The organism is Acidisoma cellulosilyticum, assembly GCF_020621385.1.
GTDB lineage: Bacteria > Pseudomonadota > Alphaproteobacteria > Acetobacterales > Acetobacteraceae > Acidisoma > Acidisoma cellulosilyticum.
This window is the reverse complement of record NZ_JAESVA010000003.1, coordinates 403,353-421,051: the sequence shown is the minus strand read 5'-3', so window position 1 is coordinate 421,051 and position 17,699 is coordinate 403,353. Positions and strand designations below refer to the sequence as shown.

Genomic DNA, 17,699 nt, shown 5'->3' with positions numbered 1-17,699 from the left:
CGTCACATCCGCTCCACGACACGCTCACCGAAGAGCCCGGTCGGCTTGATGACGAGTGTGCCGATCAGCACAAGGAAGACGATGACGTCCGTCCAGCGGGAGGAGATATAGCCGGCGCTGAAGGCTTCCAGCAGGCCGATGATAAGGCCGCCGGCCATGGCACCCGGAATATTGCCGATGCCGCCGAGCACGGCGGCGGTGAAGGCGCGCAGGCCGACGATGAAGCCCATGAAGAAATTGATCTGGGTGTAATAGAGACCTTCCATCACCCCGGCGGCGGCCGCGAGCGTAGAGCCGAGGAAGAAGGTGATCTGGATGATGCGCTCGACATTGATGCCCATCAGCCGTGCGGCGTCACGGTCGACCGCCAGCGCGCGCATCGCCGTGCCGATGAAGGTGTGATGCACGAAGACATAAAGTGCGGCCATGAGCAGGAAGCTGAGGACGATGATACCGACCTGAACGTCGCTGATCTGGGCGCCGGCCAGCGTGAAGCCGGCATTCGAAATCAGATGCGGATAGGTCAGAAAGCGGGGGCCGAAAATCAGCAGCACGCCATTCTCCAGCGCCAGCGATACGCCGAGGGCGGTGATGAGAATGGAGAGTTTCGGCGCTGAGAGCAGCGGCTGATAGGCGAAGCGCTCGACGATTACGCCAATGCCGCCCGTCAGCATCATGGCGACCAGAACCGCGATCAGCAGACCGATGCCCCAGGGCAGATGCATCGCGGCAACCGCGGAGAGAACCGTCCAGCCGATGAAGGCGCCGACCATGAAGATATCGCCATGGGCGAAATTGATCAGCCGGACGATGCCATAGACCATCGTATAGCCGAGCGCGATGAGCGCGTAGAAAGAGCCGGTCGTCAATCCGGCGACCAGGAGTTGTACGAATTCACTCATAGGCCCGTACTCCGACCGGCTGTTAGGGAAGCGTTACTGCTGCACGGGAACCCAAGCGCCGGATGCATCCAGCTTCATGCCGGGGGCAAAGGCACCGTCCTTGACGACGACGGTGATATAGGACGCGATTGTCCTGTCACCGACGCTGTTGAAGGTGATGCTGCCCGTCAAACCCTGATAATTCGCGATCTTGTGCAGGGCGGCGGTGATGGCTTTCGGGTCGGTTGATCCGGCATCGGCGATCGCCTTGGCGGCGACGCTCACCGCATCATATTCATAGGCCGAATAGGGGCCGGGCGCCGTGTTATAGGCCTTGGTGAAATCGGTCACGAAGTCTTTCGCGCCGGACAGAAATTGCGGCAGCGGCGCCGTGGTCGCGGTCCAGCCTTCTGCGGCGGGGCCAGCGGTTTTGATCAGCGTCGTGTCATTGGTCGCGTCGCCGCCCATCATCTTGGCGGTGACGTGCAGGGCCGCCGCTTCCTTGGCGAGAAGGCCGGCTTCCGAAAAATAGCCGGTGTAATAGATGACATCCGGGCTGAGCGAGGAGACATGGCTCAACACGGCCGAGTAATCCATCTGGCCGGGCGTGATGGCATCGTAATAGACGACGTCGACGCCGTCCTTCTTCAGGGCGGCGACCGTGTTATCGGCCAGACCTTTGGAATAGGTCGTATTGTCGTCGATCACCGCTGCCTTCTTGGCATGCAGATAGCCTGAGATATAGGCGCCGGCGAAGGGCCCTTGTTCGTCATCGCGACCGATGGTGCGGAAGACGTCATCGAAACCCATCGAGGTCAGCTTGGGGTTCGTCGCGGCGTCGAGGACGTAAGGAATGCCCGCGCGATGGAAGGCCACGAGTTCGGGCAGCGCCGCGCCCGAGCAATAGGAGCCGGTCGCGATGGCGATGCCACCGTCGATCAGTTTCTGGGCGGCCTGCACGCCGGTCTGCGCGTCGCAGGTATCATCTTCCGCGACGATTTCGATCTGCTTACCGAGGACACCGCCGGCCGCATTGATCTTGGCGGCAGCGAGTTTCGCCGCATTGGCGATATCGATGCCGGCCGAGGCATAGGGGCCGGAGAGCGGAACGGGCACACCGAATTTGATTGTATCCGCGAAAGCGGCGGAGCCGCCGATTGTCATCAGAAGCGGCAATCCGGCGTAAAGAAGCGGCTTGATCATGCAATTCTCCGGCAGCTTGGCTGGTGGGACGGAATGAGCAGACAGCACGTGCAAACGGCGCGGCGATCCCGCGCAGTTGAGCGAGACGATGCAAATCCTAGGCCAGATTGTCGGAGCTTATAGCATGAAACGCGGGGCGCGTCTTTCTGGCCGCACCGGGCGGCCAGGCTTTTTTAGCCGTTTTCGGCCAGCAGCCGCTGAATGCGCGTCAGGATGGCCTGCGGGTGATAGGGCTTGGCTTCCAGCGGGCCTTCCTCGCAGAGCTCGCCCGCCGTATGGGCAGCGCGTGCATTGCCGGAGGTCAGCAGCATCTTCAGCCAGGGCTGGTTGCGCCTGACCCATTGCGCGAGGCCGAAACCGTCCATCGGCCCCGTCATCTGGACGTCGCTGAAGACCACATCCACTTTTTCGGAGGATTGCAGGATGACCAGCGCTTCCTCAGCATTCCCCGCCTCGATGACCCGATAGCCGCATTCGCGCAGATAGTCCGAGATGACCATGCGGACCAGAACCTCATCCTCGACGACAAGCACGGTCTGAGGTTTCGTCTCGGGCATCAGCTCCGCTGCAGGCATGTCACTCACACAAACGCTGAACCAGCTATGTGGTATAATCTTTCGCTTTCGCAAGGCTCGCTGGCGGTAGCGAGCCTGGGCTCACTGTCGCCGCCAAGATAATTAATCTAAAAACAATATTAATTCGATAATTTAAATCTCTTGGACGGATGAGTGACGCGGGTCCAATTCTGAGCCGAACGATTAGAGAGTTGCAGGAGACTGATCTTGCCGGACATCAACCAACCGCGCCTTGTCGTCCCGACCGCCCTGCCGGTGCAGAGAGCGGGCCTTGTGGCGATCATTCGGGATTTCACCCCCAACTGGTTCACCGTGACCATGGGCACCGGCATCACGGCGCTCGCCCTGAACCAGCTTCCCTTCGCGGGCGCCGGTCTGCACGACGTGGGGACGGTCCTTTGGCTGCTTAATATCCTGCTGTTTGTGACATTCAGCGCCCTGTACGCGGCCCGCTGGGTTCTGTTCTACGACGAGGCGCGGCGGATTTTGGGCCATTCCGTCATGTCCATGTTTTTCGGCGCGATCCCGATGGGGTTGGCGACCATCATCAATGGTTTTCTGGCCTTCGGCATTCCCTGGCTCGGCGCGCCCGCAGCGGTCGGCATCGCGACCGCGCTCTGGTGGATCGATGCGGCCATGGCTGTGGTCTGTGGCATCGGCGTGCCCTTCCTTATGTTCACGCGCCATGATCACAGCATGGAGAAGATGACGGCGGTCTGGCTGCTGCCGATCGTGGCGGCGGAAGTGGCGGCCGCGAGTGCGGGGCAGCTGCTGCCGCATCTGGCCGGCGGCAGCATGGAACTGACGGTCCTGGCACTCGGTTACGCGCTTTGGGCCTTCTCAGTGCCGCTCGCGCTCAGCCTGCTGGTCATCCTGTTCCTGCGCCTGGTGCTGCATAAGCTGCCGCATCGCGACATGGCGGCCTCGGGCTGCCTGGCGCTCGGCCCCATCGGCACGGGCGCGCTGTCGCTGCTGCTGCTGGGGGCTGCCGCGCCGCATGCTTTCGCGACGGTCGGTCTGGCCGATATCGGTCAGATGGCGCGCGGCATCGGCATCATCGGCGGGCTGGCGCTGTGGGGCTATGGCGTCTGGTGGTTCCTGCTCGCCGTGTTGACGACGCTGCGCTACCTGCAGCGGGAAGGCATGCCCTTCAACCTCGGCTGGTGGGGTTTCACCTTCCCCCTCGGCGTCTACAGCGTCGCCACGCTGGCGCTGGCGCATCAGACCGGGCTTGCCTTGTTCTCCGTCATCGGCACGGGTCTGGTTCTGCTATTGGCGGTACTTTGGACCATGATTGCCGTCAGAACCGCCATCGGCGCCTTTCAGCGCAAGCTTTTCGTCTCGCCCTGTCGTGTGCGTGGATCGATCCCGTCCGACTTTACGGCGGACGAGGTCTGAACCGAGATGGCCGGGCTTACTGAAGCCCGGCCGCGATGCCGCTGAGCCAGGGACGGTCGAGGATGACCACCTCGGTATTGGACGGGATCGCGATCCGCTTTTCGGCCTTGAAGCGGCTGAAGGTGCGGCTGACGGTCTCGATCGTGAGCCCCAGATAATCCGCAATTTCGCCGCGCGTCATGGGCAGCGCGATGGCATCCGACGGATTGACGCAGGGAATGCCGGTTTCCAGCCGCGCGACCAGAAAGCTTGCCACCCGTTCGCGGGCGGTCTTGCGGCCGAGCAGAAGCATCTGTTCCTGGGCCGCAACAAGCTCATTGCAGGCCGTCTGCAGCAGACGTTCCTCTAGAGCCGGGAAGTCGTGCAGCAATTCCCTGAGCTTGGGGCGCGAAAAACGACAGACCCGCGACTGTTCGATGGCCTCGGCGCTGAAAGCATAGGTGTTGGACACGGCGAGGCCGAGAAAATGGCCGGCGCCGGCAAAGCCCGTCACCTGCTGGCGACCGTCCGGCAGCAGCTTGTAAAGTTTCACGGTGCCGCGCGTGACATTGAAAAAATCGCTCGCGGAATCGCCTTCCTCGATGAAGGTTTCGCCTTTGGCGAGGTCACGCACGACAGCGGTCGCGGCCAGGCGGCCAAGATCCTTGTCATCAATGGCGCTGCAGACGCTATAGCCGCGCGCGGCGCAAGACGAGCAGGGATCATGCTCATGCTGAGGCATCAGCAGGATAGATCGGGGACGAAGCATATTGTCCGCCTTACAGACTAGAGCGTTTCCTGTTCGCTTAAGCTCACAGGTGCCGCTCCAGTTTATTGTTTTGCGAGCATCTTCACCCGGACAGATGATTCCATCTGACCGGGATCTGCTCTAAGGCGCGAACTTACGCCCTTGTCGGGTGCCAAAGCAATTAGGTTGAGGGTTTAGCCTCGGCCAGCCAGCATCCGAAAATGTCATGGCTCATTGATCCAGGTCAAATGCTTTGCGCGGGCAACCGCTAACCTGTCCCGATGAATTCACGCACGCGAAACGACGTGGTGGTGGAAGCGCTGACGGCCGGTGATATCCGGCCGCTATACCCGCTTGTCCTCGCCGTGGAACCCGGACTGCTGTGGTCGCAATGGGATCGTTACGCAAGGCGTATGGTGCGGGCAAGGCCGCCTGTCCGCGAAGGTATCATCGTCGCGCGCCGGCGCGGGCATCCGATGCCCTGCGGCGCCGTCTGTTATCGGCGGGATCGCGATCTGCGCCATGGGCTGGTGCTGACGGCGGAGCATTTCGTCGCCATCGATTTGCTTTATCCGCAGGCGGTTCTGACCGCCCTGGCCCGGGCGCTGGACGAATTGGCTGATCGTTTCGATTGCGCGGCGATCCGCTCCGTCGTTCTTGATCGGGACAGAGCGGTTGCCGAAAATCTCGGTGTCGTCGGCCATAACCGCGATGGGCTGATGCTGACGAAATACCGTTTCTAGAGCAGATCCCGGCCAGATGATTTCATCTGGCCAGGTGAAGATGCTCGCAAAACCATAATCTAGAGCGGCGCCTGTGAGCGCGGGCCTGACCCACGGACCTAGCCTTGTCCGCAGGCGAGCGATTTACGGATATTTCCGCCGCACCAGCCGCCAGGCGATGCAATAAAGGCAAAGGTAGATCATCGGGATCACGAGGATGAATCCCGCGAGCGTATCGGCCATCATGGGCTGATCTCCGTCATTCAGAAGCTTGGGTCGCGGCCATCGGCGCGACCCGCTTCCTGGGTTTCGAATAAAACCGCGCCGGCGGCGGCGATCAGAATGATCATCACGGTGCCGACCATCCAGGCGAAATACCAGGGTGCGTAGTCACCCGCGACCACCGCGAACAGCAGCGCGAAAACGAGAACCACAGCGAGGGCAGCGATTTGAAGAAGGCGTGTCATGTCATGCATCCCTGACGAAGGTGGGAGAGCGCATCAATAGGAATGGTCGTCATGAACGACATCCTCAACCCGGACCTTGCCGCGCATCACGCTGAAGCACCAGGCGGTGTAGCAAAGGATGATGGGGACGAAGATTCCGGCCAGGATGACCATGCAGCCGAGCGTATAGGCGCTGCTGGTGGCATTCCACACGGTCAGGCTTTGCGCCGGATTGGTGGTGGACGGCATCAGGAAGGGAAACATCGCGACGCCGGCGGTGCCGATCGTGCCGATCCAGGACAGCGCGCCCAGCCACCAGCCGAGCGCCGGCCGATTGGCGCGGAGCGAGATCGAGGCCAGCACCATGCTGACGACACCCAGGATCGGCAGCACCCACAGGATCGGTATGGCGTGGAAATTATCCATCCAGGCGCCGGCTTGCCGCGCCACGGCCGGGCCGCCGAGCGGCGTCGACGGCATGCTGGGATCGACCTTGCCGGTAAAGACGAAGCCCTTGATGAACTGAATCCAGACGCCGCCGAGGACGAAGAGCACGGCAGCGACCAGGCCGGCCGCCGAGGCGTATGTGCGGGCGCGGCCATAGATCGGCTCCACGCCGCGGATCATCAGCATCGCCCCGCCCTGCTGGATCGACAGCGCCAGCGACAGCAGGCCGCACAGGATCGCGAAGGGGTTGAGCAGATACCAGATGAAGCTTTCATCCTGATGATACTGGGCCGTCCAGTCGAAATGGAAGCCGACGCCCTGCAGCACGTTCCCGAAAGCGGCGCCATAGATGATCATCGGCAGCGCGCCCGAGATCAGGAAGGCCCAGTCCCAGGTCTCCCGCCAGGCATTGCCGGGGACTTTGGACCGGTATTCGAAGGCGACGGGCCGCATGATCATGCTGAAGAGCAGCAGGATCATGACGACGTAGAAGGTGGAGAATGAGGTGGCATAGAGCGTCGGGAAGGCGGCGAAGATCGCGCCGCCGCCGAGGATGAACCAGACCTGATTGCCTTCCCAATGCGGCCCGATGATGTTGAGCGCGGTACGACGCTCCCCGTCATTGCGGCCGACGAAACGCAGCAGCGTGCCGACGCCCATATCCATGCCCATCATGACGCCGAGGCCGATCAGCAGCACGCCGAGCAAGCCGGCCCAGACCAGTTTCAGGATTGCGTAGAGTTCCATGATTTTTTCCTAACGCCTGCTGTACCGCTTACTGCCAGGACTTGTCGGCATAGCCGGGCCGGCTGAAGGTCAGCGGGCCGCCGCCTTCCAAGGGCTTGGGCGCGGCGTGATCGGTCGGACCCAGGCGGGCGAACTTGAACATCAGATAGAGTTCGGCGGCGATGAACAGGCTGTAGAGCAGCACGAAGCCGATCAGCGAGAAGATCATATAACCGACGGAATGCGAGGAGGCCGACATATAGGTCGGCAGCCAGCCATAGACCGTCCAGGGCTGACGGCCGTTTTCGGCAACGATCCAGCCGTATTCGCAGGCGATGATCGGCAGCGGAATGGCCCACATCGACGCGCGCAGCAGCCAGGGATGTTTCTCGATTTCGTTGCGCAGGCTGAAATAGGCACCGAAGGCGAAGACCAGGACGAAGGCGAAGCCGCAGGCGACCATCATGCGGAAGCCCCAGAATTCGACGAAGACATTCGGGATGGTGTCGCGCGCGGCGCGGTCCAGCACCGCCGGTGTGTTGTCGGCCGTCAGTTTCGACAGATCCTGGTCGGGCGCATAGCGCTGGGCCAGGAAGCCATAGCCCATATCCTGCTCATATTGCTTGAAGGTCGCGAGCGCGGCCGGGTCCTTGTCCTCGGAATACTGGTGCAGCGCCATCACGGCCTTGATGCCACGGACGGTATTGACCCTGGCCTTCTGCTCAAGATCGATGATGCCCGGAATCGCGGTCGAGAAGGAATGTGCCACCAACGGCCCCAGCACGAAGGGGATGTTGATTTCAGCGTAATTCTTCTGCGCCACGTCATCCGGGATGGCGAAGGCCGTCCAGGGGGCTGCCGGCGGTGTCGTGGTGTGCCAGATGCCTTCCATGGCCGCGAGCTTGGTCGGCTGCACCAGATAGTCGAGGCGGCCGAGCGCGTCACCCAGCGTCACCACGGCGAGCGAGGAGATGACGCCGAACAGCGCCGCCATGCGGAACGATCTTGCCGCGAATTCGCGGTGCTGGCGGCGCAGCATGTAGTAGGCGCTGATGCCCATGACGAACATCGCGCCCGTCACGAAACCGGCGATCGTCGTATGCACGAATTTCGCTTGCGCATCGTCGCTGAAGACCAGCGCCGCGAAATCGGTGAATTCCATGCGCATGGTGTCAGGGTTGAAGGTGGCGCCGACCGGGTCCTGCATGAAGCCGTTGGCGACGAGGATCCAGAGTGCGGAGAGGTTGGAGCCGAGCGCCACCAGATAGGTGACGGCCAGATGTCCGCCGCGGCTCAACCGATTCCAGCCGAAGAACATGAGGCCGACGAAGGTCGATTCCAGGAAGAAGGCCATCATGCCTTCGATGGCGAGCGGGGCGCCGAAGACATCGCCCATGAAATGCGAATACATCGACCAATTGGTGCCGAATTCGAATTCCATGGTCAGGCCGGTGGCGACGCCGATGGCGAAGTTGATGCCGAACAGCTTGCCCCAGAATTGAGTCATCTCCTTGTAGATCGGCTTGCCGGTGATGACGTAGACGGTCTCCATCGCGGCGAGCAGAAAGGTCATGCCGAGCGTGAGCGGCACGAATTGGAAGTGATAAAGGGCGGTCAGCGCGAATTGCAATCGCGATAGGTCTACGACGCCTTGGTCCATGTCTTGCTCCAAACACACTGCCCAGTCTTGGGCGCATCCCTGCGGCGGCTATCATTTGCTTGGCCGATCGTAACGAAAGCCTAACCGGCAGGGGCGAAAGGCGCCTTGATCTGAGTCAATGCGCTTGGAGGGCGGTGTGACAGTGTGAGGTCATGGCCCGATCAGATCCCCATTCCCGGCTTCTCAAGGCAAGGCGGGTCAGTTGGCTCGCCGAGCTTGGCAAATCCGGCGGCGGCATGACGCGCCTGGCCGGTACGGTGCTGACGCTGGACAGCGTGGCGGCGGTCGGTTTCGCCGCTGCCCTCGCTTATGGGCTGACCGCGCTGCCGCGCGGATTGCCGGCGGCAGCACCCTGGCTGGCGCTGGGCGTGGTGAGTGCCGCCGCGCGTGGCGCTTGCGGCTTCGTTTCGGTCTGTACGGGGGCGGAAGCCGCGCGCCGCGCCAAATCGATCCTGCGCGATCGCATGACCCGTCACAGCCTGGCTTTGCCGCTCGGCCAGCGACCGGAAACGGGCGCTTTGATGACGGCCGCGATCGATCGGGTGGAGACGTTGGACGGCTATATCGCCCGCTTTCTGCCGGCGAAGGCCGCGACGGCCGGGCTTTTCGTCGTGCTGGTCGCGACGGCGATCGCGAGCCCGATCGGGGCGGCTATCCTGGCCGCGACCCTGCTGCCGTTCATTTTCCTGATGATCCTGGCCGGAACGGCGGCTGCCGATCAGGCGGAGGCGCAGTTTCAGGCCATGATGCGTCTGGGCGCTGTCTTCGCGGACCTTATCCGCGCGCTGCCGCTGATCCTGGCTTTCCAGGCGGAGGCGGCTGAGACAACGCGCCTTGCCCATGCTGCCGGGGCGCTGAAACGTCGCACCATGGTGGTGCTGCGCATCGCCTTCGTCAGCTCGGCCGGGTTGGAGTTCTTTGCCGCCCTGGCGGTCGCGCTGGTCGCCATCTATTGCGGCTTCAACCTGCTTGGCCTTATCCCAGGCTTCATCCAGCCCTTCCATTTCGGGCATCTCGATCTCGCCCGCGCTGTCTTCGTCCTCGCCTTGGCGCCGGAATTCTATCTGCCGATGCGCCGGCTTGCCGCCACCTATCACGACCGGCAATCGGCCGAGACGGCGGCGGACGGGCTGATGGCGATCGCGGCCCAGGCACCACCTGCGGCGACAGCGCCGCTCACTTTGCTGACGGCTCCGCGCATTCGTTTCGACAATGTTTCTTTGCGTTATCCAGGGCATGACCGTTCCGTGCTGGACGGTTTCACGCTCGATATCGCGCCAGGGCAGATCGTCGCGGTACTTGGCCCCAGCGGCGCCGGCAAAACCTCGCTCCTCAACCTTGTTCTGGGACTGGTGGAGCCGACAGGGGGGCTTATGTCCGTCGACGGTCAGGTGCTGGGGTCGCTTGCCAGCGTTGCCGGTTCGGTCGGCTGGGTCGGGCAATCACCGCTGATCACGGCCGGCACGCTGGCGCGCAATATCGCCCTCGCCCGGCCGGGTGCAACCAGCGGCGAGATTTTGGCGGCAGCGCGGCAGGCTGGGCTCTGCGCCATGCTGGCAACCCGCGCCCATGGCTTGCAGACCGAGATCGATGAACGCGGCAGCGGCCTGTCGGGCGGGGAGCGGCAGCGCATCGCCCTCGCGCGGTTCTTTCTCAACCCCGCGCCTTTGCTGCTGCTGGATGAGCCGACGGCGCATGTCGATGCGGCGAGCGAGGCGGCGCTGGTCGCGTCCATCGCGAAAGCCGCGCGGGGGCGGACGGTGCTGATCGCGACCCATTCGCCGCGTCTCGCCGCCATCGCGGATCGTATCGTGCGGCTGGAGGCTGAATGATGACCGCGCTCTCCAACCTCATCGCGCAGGAACGGAAAACGCAGCGGGCGCGGCTGCTGATCGCCTGCGCGGCCGCCATGGCCGTCGCGGCAGGGTCAGTCGCGCTGCTCGGCGTTTCGGGCTGGTTCATCACGGCCTGCGCGCTCGCTGGCCTGGCCGGGCCGATTGCCGCCGGCGCCTTCAACTATGTGCTGCCGGCGGCGATCATTCGGCTTTGCGCCATCCTGCGCACCGGCGGCCGCTACGCCGAGCGCGTCATCGGGCATGACGCGGCGCTGGGCGCGCTGGCGCGGCTGCGACCGAAACTGTTCGCGGCCATTCTGGCCGCGCCGGTCGAGCGCGCCTTGAGCCTGTCGGTCGGCGATGCATCGAGCCGCATGGTGCAAGACGTCGATGTGCTGGAAGCGCGCTTCGTGCGCTTGCCCGTTCCCTGGGGCCTGGCTGCCGGTGTGCTGGCGGGACTGGCCATGCTGGTGCCGGCCGGTATCGCGCCCGCTGCCGCGACGCTCGGCATTCTGGTCATGACCCTCGGTCTCGGTTGGGTTCTGGCCTGGCTTTCGGCCGAAGTCGGGCGAGACGTGCAGCGGTCGATCGCGCGGCTGAAGGATCGCTATGCCGCGCTGGTCTCCTCCGCCTCGGAACTCCGCGCCTATGGGCTGGAGGACTGGGCGGCGCAGGAAATTGCCAGGGAAAGCGAAGCTTTGCTGAGGGCGCAGAAGCAGTTGACCGCCTGGGGCGGCTGGTTCGCGTTGCTGCAGGCCATGGGTGCCGGGATCGCGGCCATGCTGGCGATGGCGCTCAGCGCGCATCAATCCTTGCCTTTGGCCGCCATGGCGGCGCTGGGGGCGGCGATGACGGTCGATTGTGCCGGGCCTTTCCTGCGCGGACTGGAAGCGCGGGGCAGTTGGGACGAGGCCGCGCGCCGGCTGGACCGGGTGCTGGACAATCTGCCTTCGCCCATTCCTGCTGCCGTGTCGTTGAGCGACCGGCCCGACATACGCCTTCTTCGCCCGGGCGCCAGACTGGTGCCTGGCAGCGTCACTGGCCTTACCGGGCGGTCGGGCATCGGCAAGACCACCATCCTCGAACAGTTGGTCGGGCTGCGGGCGGATGAGGCGGTGACGATCCTGCTGGACGGCTTGCCTCTTCCGGCGATCGACCTGGCGCGTCTGCGTGCCACCTTCTCCTTCGCGCCGCAGGACGCTGCGATGCTGTCCGGTACGGTGCGGGATAATCTGCTGCTCGCGGCAACGCCCGCCACATCGGACGATGATCTGTGGCAGGTGCTGGAAGATGCGGTCCTGGCCGAGACCGTTCGTGGGCTGCCGCAGGGGCTGGACACCTGGATCGGCGAGAATGGCGCGGTGCTCTCGGGCGGGGAGCGGCGGCGCCTCAACCTCGCCCGCGCCTATCTGCGCGCGGCGCCTTGGCTATTGCTGGACGAGCCGACCGCCGGGCTGGATGCGGTGACGGAGCAGCGCGTGGTGGAGCGGCTGCGAGCAAGGCTGGCCGGGAGCGGGCAGGGCGCGATCATCGTCTCCCACCGGCCGGCGCCGCTGGCACTTTGCACGTCTCTGATCACCTTGACTGAAAGCGGAGCCGAGATCCTGGGGCTACCTGGCTGGGGTCCTTCCCGGCTGGGCGATCACTCCCTACATATCGTCCCAATCGTTTGACGTTCAATTGTCTGCTGTCCGGGACCCTTCATGCCCAAAACCGACCTCTATGCGACCCTTGGCGTCGCGCGCGACGCGAGCGCTGACGATATTCGGAAGGCCTACCGGGCCTTGGCGAAGAAGCATCACCCTGACCTCAATCCCGGCAATACCGAGGCCGAGGAGCGTTTCAAGGCGGTCGCCGCCGCCAATGATATTCTGGGCGATACCGATAAGCGCGGCCGCTACGACCGGGGTGAGATCGATGAGACGGGGGCGGAAGCCGCGCCGCAGCATCCGTCCTATCGCCGCTATGCCGACGGCGCCCAGGGCCAGCGCTATCGGCAATCGGCCGGGGACGGGATGTCCGAGGATGATTTCGGCGATATTTTCGAGAATCTTTTCCGTGACGGCGGCCCGCGCGCGGGGGGCGGCAATGCGCCGCGCCGGGGCCGCGACCAGCAATACACGCTGACGGTCGATTTTCTGGATGCCGTGACGGGCGCCACCAAGCGGCTGACATTGCCGGACGGCAAGGGGCTGGATGTGCGCATCCCGCCGGGGATCGAGGACGGGCAGACCATGCGGCTGAAGGGCCAGGGCGGTCCCGGCCGTAATGGCGGCCCCATGGGTGACGCGCTGATCGAGATCAGTATCGCGCCGCATCGTTTCTTCCGGCGCGAGGGGCGCGACATTCATGTTGAACTGCCGATCACGCTGTCGGAAGCCGTGCTGGGGGCCAAGATCGCCGTGCCGACGCCCACCGGCACTGTCGCCATGACCATCCCCAAACATGCCGATACCGGCACCGTTCTGCGCCTGCGCGGCCGTGGCATTCCCGCCCAGGGCAGCCAGCCGGCGGGTGATGAACTGGTCACGCTCAAGCTGGTCCTGGGGCCGGCGGATGAAGCGCTGGAGAGCTTTCTGCGTGACTGGCCGGGTGGCCAGGGCTTCGATCCGCGCCGCAGCATGACGGAGGCATCATGATCACGATCGAGATATTGTCGCGCATGGTTGTGGGTGTGGACAGCACCCAGGTGCAGCGCTGGATCGACAATGCCTGGATCCGCCCGGATGGCGAGCCCGGGCGCTATCATTTCCATGACATCGACGTCGCGCGCGTGCGGCTGATCGTGCAGCTGCGCGACGATATGGGTGTCGATGAAAACGCCCTTCCGGTTGTGCTGTCGCTGATGGATCAGCTGTACGAGACGCGGCGGCAGATGAGGCGGCTTTGTACTGTCATTGAAACTTCCGTGCCCGACGAGGTGCGATCGACGCTATTGGATCATTTGTCGCAACGCTAATGTGTATCGCCGAAAGCGGCGTCGCACTCGCTCGAAAGGGTAGGTCCCTGGGACAAGCCCGGGGATGACGCAGTAAAGCGGTCGTCCGCGCACTCGTTGCGCGGATCTACCCGTCGCCGTCAGCGAAACCTTAAACTGACCTTACCACGACCAGGAAGGACGAGACCATGAGCCGGACGGGTTCCATCCTCACGCTGAATGCGGGCTCATCCAGCGTCAAATTCGCGCTCTTTGATGCCGGTCGCGATCTGCACCAGTCGATGCGCGGGGAAATCGAAAGCCTCAGTTCGGTGCCGCATTTCCACGCCGTCGACGATCAGGGCCGCGTGTTGATCGAACGGCGATGGGAGAAGGCGGACAATGCCTCCTACCCCCATGTCATCGAAGAATTGCTGACCTTCATCGAAAGCCATCTGGGCAAGGGCGGTCTTGCTGCCGTCGGCCATCGCATCGTCCATGGCGGCGAGGCCTATAGCGCGCCGGTGAAGCTGACGCCGAAAACGATCGACGCCATCGAGGCTTTGACGCCGCTGGACCCGCTGCATCTGCCGCTGAATGTCGCACCCATCCGTGCGGTGGCGGAGGCCCGGCCGAAGCTGACGCAGGTCGCCTGTTTCGACACGGCTTTCCATCACACCATACCGAAGGTCGCCCATAGCTATGCCATCCCGCGCGAACTCTCGGATAAAGGGTTGCGCGCTTACGGCTTTCACGGCCTGTCCTACGAATATATCGCCGGACAGCTGAAAGAACTGGCGCCGGACCTTGCTGTGGGGCGTGTCATCATCGCCCATCTGGGTGCCGGTGCCAGCCTTTGCGCGCTGCGCAACGGGCAGAGTATTGCCACGACCATGGGATTCAGCGCGCTGGACGGGCTGATGATGGCGACGCGTAGCGGCATCATCGATCCCGGCGTGCTGCTCTATCTCGGCCGCCACGGCTACAACTTCAAACAGATCGAAGATCTGCTCTATCACAAATCCGGTCTGCTCGGCGTCTCCGGCATCAGCGGCGATGTCCGTGATTTACTCGCCAGCGACAAGCCTGAGGCAAGAGAGGCGCTGGATCTGTTCGCCTATCGCCTGGCTTGGGAAATCGGCGCGCTGATCAGCGCGCTGGGCGGTTTGGACGGGTTGGTTTTCACCGCCGGTATCGGTGAGCATTCCGCCGAGATCAGGGCGGATGTCTGCGCGCGGCTCGCCTGGCTTGGTCTGCGTTTGGACGCATGGGCCAATAAGGCTCATGCCGGCGTCATCAGCCTTGGCGAAAGCGCGGTCGCCGTGCGTGTCATTCCGACCAATGAGGAGGCGATGATCGCGCATCACACGCTGGGTCTTTTGCAGAAAGGCTGAACAAAAAAGGGCGGGCCCTTGCGGCACCCGCCCTTCATGCAAAAAGTCGCGTCTGAGACTTAGAGTTTGTAAGGTTCTAATAGATAATTCGTCATCCGCGGGCTCGTCCCGCGGACCTACCCGCCGCGGCGCCACATTGGCGTCTGGGCGCCGGAACGGGTAGACCCGCGGCACGAGGCCGCGGGCGACAGATTAGGTGGCGCTCCCCGTCAAATCTGACAGACCCAGAGGCTTAAGCGGCAGCCATTTCACTCAGCGCCGGATAATCCGTATAGCCCTTCGGGCCGCTGCCATACATCGTGGTACGGTCAAGCTCGTTCAACTCGGCACCGGCCTCGAGACGCGCGACCAGGTCCGGATTGGCGATGTATTTCACGCCGAAGGAAATGGCATCGGCCCAGCCTTCGTCCAAAGCCTGTTCCGACTGCTCGATCGTGAAACGCTCATTGGCGATATAGACGCCGCCGAATTCGCTTTTGATGGCGCGGCCGATGGAATCCTCTGCCTCATGCTCGCGGGCGAACAGAAAAGCGAGCTTCCGCTTCTTCGCTTCGCGCGCGACATGGCTGAAGGTGCCGAGCAGATCGCTGTCGCCCATGCTGTGGCTGTCGCCGCGCGGCGCCAGATGCAGGCCGACGCGATCCGCACCCCAGACGGAGATCGCGGCATCGACCGCTTCGAACATCAGGCGGGCGCGATTCTCGACCGAACCGCCATATTCGTCGTCGCGCGTATTGGTGCTGTCCTGCAGGAACTGGTCGAGCAGATAGCCGTTGGCGCCATGCAGTTCGACACCGTCGAAGCCGGCATCCTTCGCGTTCTGCGCGGCCTTACGATAGTCTTCGATGATGCCGGGGATTTCGTCCAGCGCCAGGGCGCGCGGCGTAGGATAAGGGCGCTCGGGGCGCAGCAGGCTGACATGGCCGACCGCCGCGATGGCGCTGGGCGCGACCGGCAGATCGCCACCGAGGAGAACCGGGTCTGAGATACGGCCGCAATGCCAAAGCTGGGCGACGATACGGCCGCCGGCTTCATGCACGGCATCCGTGATCATCTTCCAGCCAGTGACCTGCTCAGCCGACCAAAGGCCCGGCGTCCGCTCATAGCCGACGCTTTTCGGGTTGATATTGGTCGCTTCGGTGATGATGAGGCCGGCCGAGGCGCGCTGCACGTAATACGCGCGCATCAGATCGGTCGGCACGCGGTCTTCCGTCGCGCGGGCGCGGGTCAGCGGCGCCATGATGATACGGTTGGGCAGGTCCAGGCTGCCGACGCGGATGGGGTCGAAAAGAGTGGGCATGGATGGCTTTTCCTTCTACGGGCTGAACAGCCCCGGTACTTCCACGGGCCCGAAGGCCCCGGCAAGGCACGCCGCAAACCCAAAAAAAGCGGCGAAAGCGGTCGCGCAGATGTTTCGTGTTCGACGAACATCGAATATACAAGGTCGTATCATGGCGCAAGAGCCCTACTTCCACCCCGAGATTGACGCGATCACCCTAGCCGAAGTGCTGCATGCGCTGAGCGACCCGGTGCGTCTCGCCATTGTGCAGTCGATCGCCCCCGGGGAGGAGACGGCCTGGAACGCCTTCATGGTCAATGTTGCGCCCTCGACGCTCAGCCACCACATGAAAGTGCTGCGGAATGCGGGGGTTATCGCCAGCCGGCGAGACGGCACGCGCTGTAGCGTCTCACTGCGACCGGAACTCTCCGAACGGTTTCCCGGATTGCTGGAGGCCGTGCTGCGGCTGGTGCCACAGACGGCCTGATACCAATAAGCCGCAAGGCAGAGGGAGAAAACGATCATGACCAAGGTTGCAGTGCTCGATGATTGGCAGGGCATCGCGGAGGAGAGCGCGGATTGGTCGCCCCTCAAGGCGCGGGCCGAGATTTCCTTCTTTGCCGATGCGTTCAGCGGCGAGGACGAGGCTGCTGCCGCGCTCGCCGATTTCGAGATCGTGCTGACGATGCGGGAACGGACGCCCTTTCCGGCTTCCCTCATCGCTCGCCTGCCCAAGCTGCGCCTGATCGGCATGACCGGCAGCCGCAATGCTTCGCTCGATCTCGCGGCCTGCAAGGCGCGGGGCATCACTGTCAGCAATACAGAAACCCGTGGGAATAGCGGATCGGCGACCGCCGAACTCGCCCTTGGCCTTCTGATCGCCTGCGCCCGTGGCATCCCCGTGGGTGACGCCACAATCCGCGCCGGCGGTTTTCAGCACGGCGTGCCGGTGGGCGAGACGTTGGCCGGCAAGACGCTGGGCATCATCGGGCTCGGGCGTCTGGGCCGGATGATGGCAGGCTACGGTCAGGCACTCGGCATGAAGGTTCTGGCCTGGAGCCAGAACCTCACCCCCATTGCCGCCAGCCAGGCGGGCTTTGACTATGCGACGAAGGATGATTTGCTGGCGGAATCGGATGCCGTCAGCCTGCATCTGGTCTTGTCCGACCGCACGCGCGGAATCCTGGGCTCGGATGATCTGGCGCGCATGAAGCCCCGCGCGATCCTCATCAATACCTCCCGCGCTGGCCTGGTCGATCAGTCCGCGCTGCAAGCGGCTTTGCGCGAGGGCCGGATTCGTGCCGGTCTCGATGTCTTTACGGATGAGCCCTTGGGCAAAACCGACCCCTGGCGGACGATGCCCAATACGGTGCTGACGCCCCATATTGGCTATGGCGTGGCCGAGACATGGGCCGATTTTTATCCGCAGAGCGTCGAGAATGCGCTCGCCTTCCTCGACGGTAAGCCGATCCGCACCATTTCAGCCTGA

At 63.6% G+C, this 17,699-nt stretch carries 17 protein-coding genes; 9 read left to right on the top strand and 8 right to left on the bottom strand.

The features are described from left to right. Positions 1-2: 2 nt before the first annotated feature. From ACELLULO517_RS10700 to ACELLULO517_RS10690, 3 genes are all read right to left on the bottom strand, one after another. Positions 3-902 carry a branched-chain amino acid ABC transporter permease gene (locus ACELLULO517_RS10700; RefSeq protein WP_227307356.1) on the bottom strand — a complete coding sequence of 300 codons (900 nt, stop codon included), beginning with the start codon at positions 900-902 and terminating at the stop codon, positions 3-5. A gap of 33 nt (positions 903-935) precedes the next feature. Then, on the bottom strand, positions 936-2,084 hold the full coding sequence (locus ACELLULO517_RS10695) for a branched-chain amino acid ABC transporter substrate-binding protein (protein WP_227307355.1): 1,149 nt from the start codon (positions 2,082-2,084) through the stop codon (positions 936-938). Between the two features lie 173 nt (positions 2,085-2,257). Beyond that, positions 2,258-2,659 carry a response regulator gene (locus ACELLULO517_RS10690; RefSeq protein ID WP_227307354.1) on the bottom strand — a complete coding sequence of 134 codons (402 nt, stop codon included), beginning with the start codon at positions 2,657-2,659 and terminating at the stop codon, positions 2,258-2,260. Positions 2,660-2,866: 207 nt separating this feature from the next. Here ACELLULO517_RS10690 and ACELLULO517_RS10685 point away from each other — a divergent pair, with 207 nt between their 5' ends. Continuing rightward, the gene (locus ACELLULO517_RS10685; protein ID WP_227307353.1) at positions 2,867-4,057 is read left to right on the top strand and encodes a TDT family transporter; all 1,191 of its coding nucleotides are present in this window, start codon (positions 2,867-2,869) and stop codon (positions 4,055-4,057) included. 16 nt (positions 4,058-4,073) lie between these two features. Here ACELLULO517_RS10685 and ACELLULO517_RS10680 read toward each other — a convergent pair whose 3' ends face one another. Then, positions 4,074-4,805: a Crp/Fnr family transcriptional regulator gene (locus tag ACELLULO517_RS10680; protein ID WP_227307352.1), complete on the bottom strand. Its 732-nt coding sequence runs from the start codon at positions 4,803-4,805 to the stop codon at positions 4,074-4,076. Positions 4,806-5,065: 260 nt separating this feature from the next. On the opposite strand from ACELLULO517_RS10680, the gene ACELLULO517_RS10675 reads away from it, so the two are divergent. Then, on the top strand, positions 5,066-5,527 hold the full coding sequence (locus ACELLULO517_RS10675; protein ID WP_227307351.1) for a hypothetical protein: 462 nt from the start codon (positions 5,066-5,068) through the stop codon (positions 5,525-5,527). 242 nt (positions 5,528-5,769) lie between these two features. Here the strand turns inward: ACELLULO517_RS10675 and ACELLULO517_RS10670 are convergent, their stop codons facing one another. The 3 genes from ACELLULO517_RS10670 to ACELLULO517_RS10660 are packed head-to-tail and all read right to left on the bottom strand — an operon-like array spanning position 5,770 to position 8,785. Next, entirely contained in the window at positions 5,770-5,973 is a 204-nt protein-coding gene (locus tag ACELLULO517_RS10670) for a hypothetical protein (RefSeq protein WP_227307350.1), read from the bottom strand. Between the two features lie 33 nt (positions 5,974-6,006). Further along, positions 6,007-7,146, bottom strand: a complete 1,140-nt coding sequence (gene cydB, locus ACELLULO517_RS10665) for a cytochrome d ubiquinol oxidase subunit II (protein ID WP_227307349.1) — start codon at positions 7,144-7,146, stop codon at positions 6,007-6,009. Between the two features lie 28 nt (positions 7,147-7,174). Next, positions 7,175-8,785: a cytochrome ubiquinol oxidase subunit I gene (locus ACELLULO517_RS10660; protein WP_227307348.1), complete on the bottom strand. Its 1,611-nt coding sequence runs from the start codon at positions 8,783-8,785 to the stop codon at positions 7,175-7,177. Positions 8,786-8,937: 152 nt separating this feature from the next. Between ACELLULO517_RS10660 and cydD the strand changes: the two genes are divergently transcribed. The 5 genes from cydD to ACELLULO517_RS10635 all read left to right on the top strand — a co-directional run bounded on the left by cydD (position 8,938) and on the right by ACELLULO517_RS10635 (position 14,931). Further along, positions 8,938-10,617 carry a thiol reductant ABC exporter subunit CydD gene (gene cydD / locus ACELLULO517_RS10655; protein ID WP_227307347.1) on the top strand — a complete coding sequence of 560 codons (1,680 nt, stop codon included), beginning with the start codon at positions 8,938-8,940 and terminating at the stop codon, positions 10,615-10,617. Continuing rightward, complete coding sequence (locus ACELLULO517_RS10650) at positions 10,614-12,293, top strand: amino acid ABC transporter ATP-binding/permease protein (protein ID WP_227307346.1); 1,680 nt, start codon at positions 10,614-10,616, stop codon at positions 12,291-12,293. The genes cydD and ACELLULO517_RS10650 overlap by 4 nt, the downstream gene beginning before the upstream one ends. A 30-nt stretch (positions 12,294-12,323) precedes the next feature. After that, positions 12,324-13,259, top strand: a complete 936-nt coding sequence (locus tag ACELLULO517_RS10645; protein WP_227307345.1) for a DnaJ C-terminal domain-containing protein — start codon at positions 12,324-12,326, stop codon at positions 13,257-13,259. Beyond that, on the top strand, positions 13,256-13,579 hold the full coding sequence (locus tag ACELLULO517_RS10640) for a chaperone modulator CbpM (RefSeq protein ID WP_227307344.1): 324 nt from the start codon (positions 13,256-13,258) through the stop codon (positions 13,577-13,579). The genes ACELLULO517_RS10645 and ACELLULO517_RS10640 overlap by 4 nt, the downstream gene beginning before the upstream one ends. 167 nt (positions 13,580-13,746) lie before the next feature. After that, a complete protein-coding gene (locus ACELLULO517_RS10635) occupies positions 13,747-14,931 on the top strand; it encodes an acetate/propionate family kinase (RefSeq protein WP_227307343.1) in 1,185 nt (394 codons plus the stop codon). Between the two features lie 232 nt (positions 14,932-15,163). Here ACELLULO517_RS10635 and ACELLULO517_RS10630 read toward each other — a convergent pair whose 3' ends face one another. Further along, positions 15,164-16,231: an alkene reductase gene (locus tag ACELLULO517_RS10630; protein ID WP_227307342.1), complete on the bottom strand. Its 1,068-nt coding sequence runs from the start codon at positions 16,229-16,231 to the stop codon at positions 15,164-15,166. Positions 16,232-16,382: 151 nt separating this feature from the next. Here ACELLULO517_RS10630 and ACELLULO517_RS10625 point away from each other — a divergent pair, with 151 nt between their 5' ends. Next, positions 16,383-16,697 (top strand): ArsR/SmtB family transcription factor, encoded by a 315-nt coding sequence (locus ACELLULO517_RS10625; protein ID WP_227307341.1) that lies wholly within the window; start codon positions 16,383-16,385, stop codon positions 16,695-16,697. Between the two features lie 36 nt (positions 16,698-16,733). Then, complete coding sequence (locus ACELLULO517_RS10620) at positions 16,734-17,699, top strand: D-2-hydroxyacid dehydrogenase family protein (RefSeq protein ID WP_227307340.1); 966 nt, start codon at positions 16,734-16,736, stop codon at positions 17,697-17,699.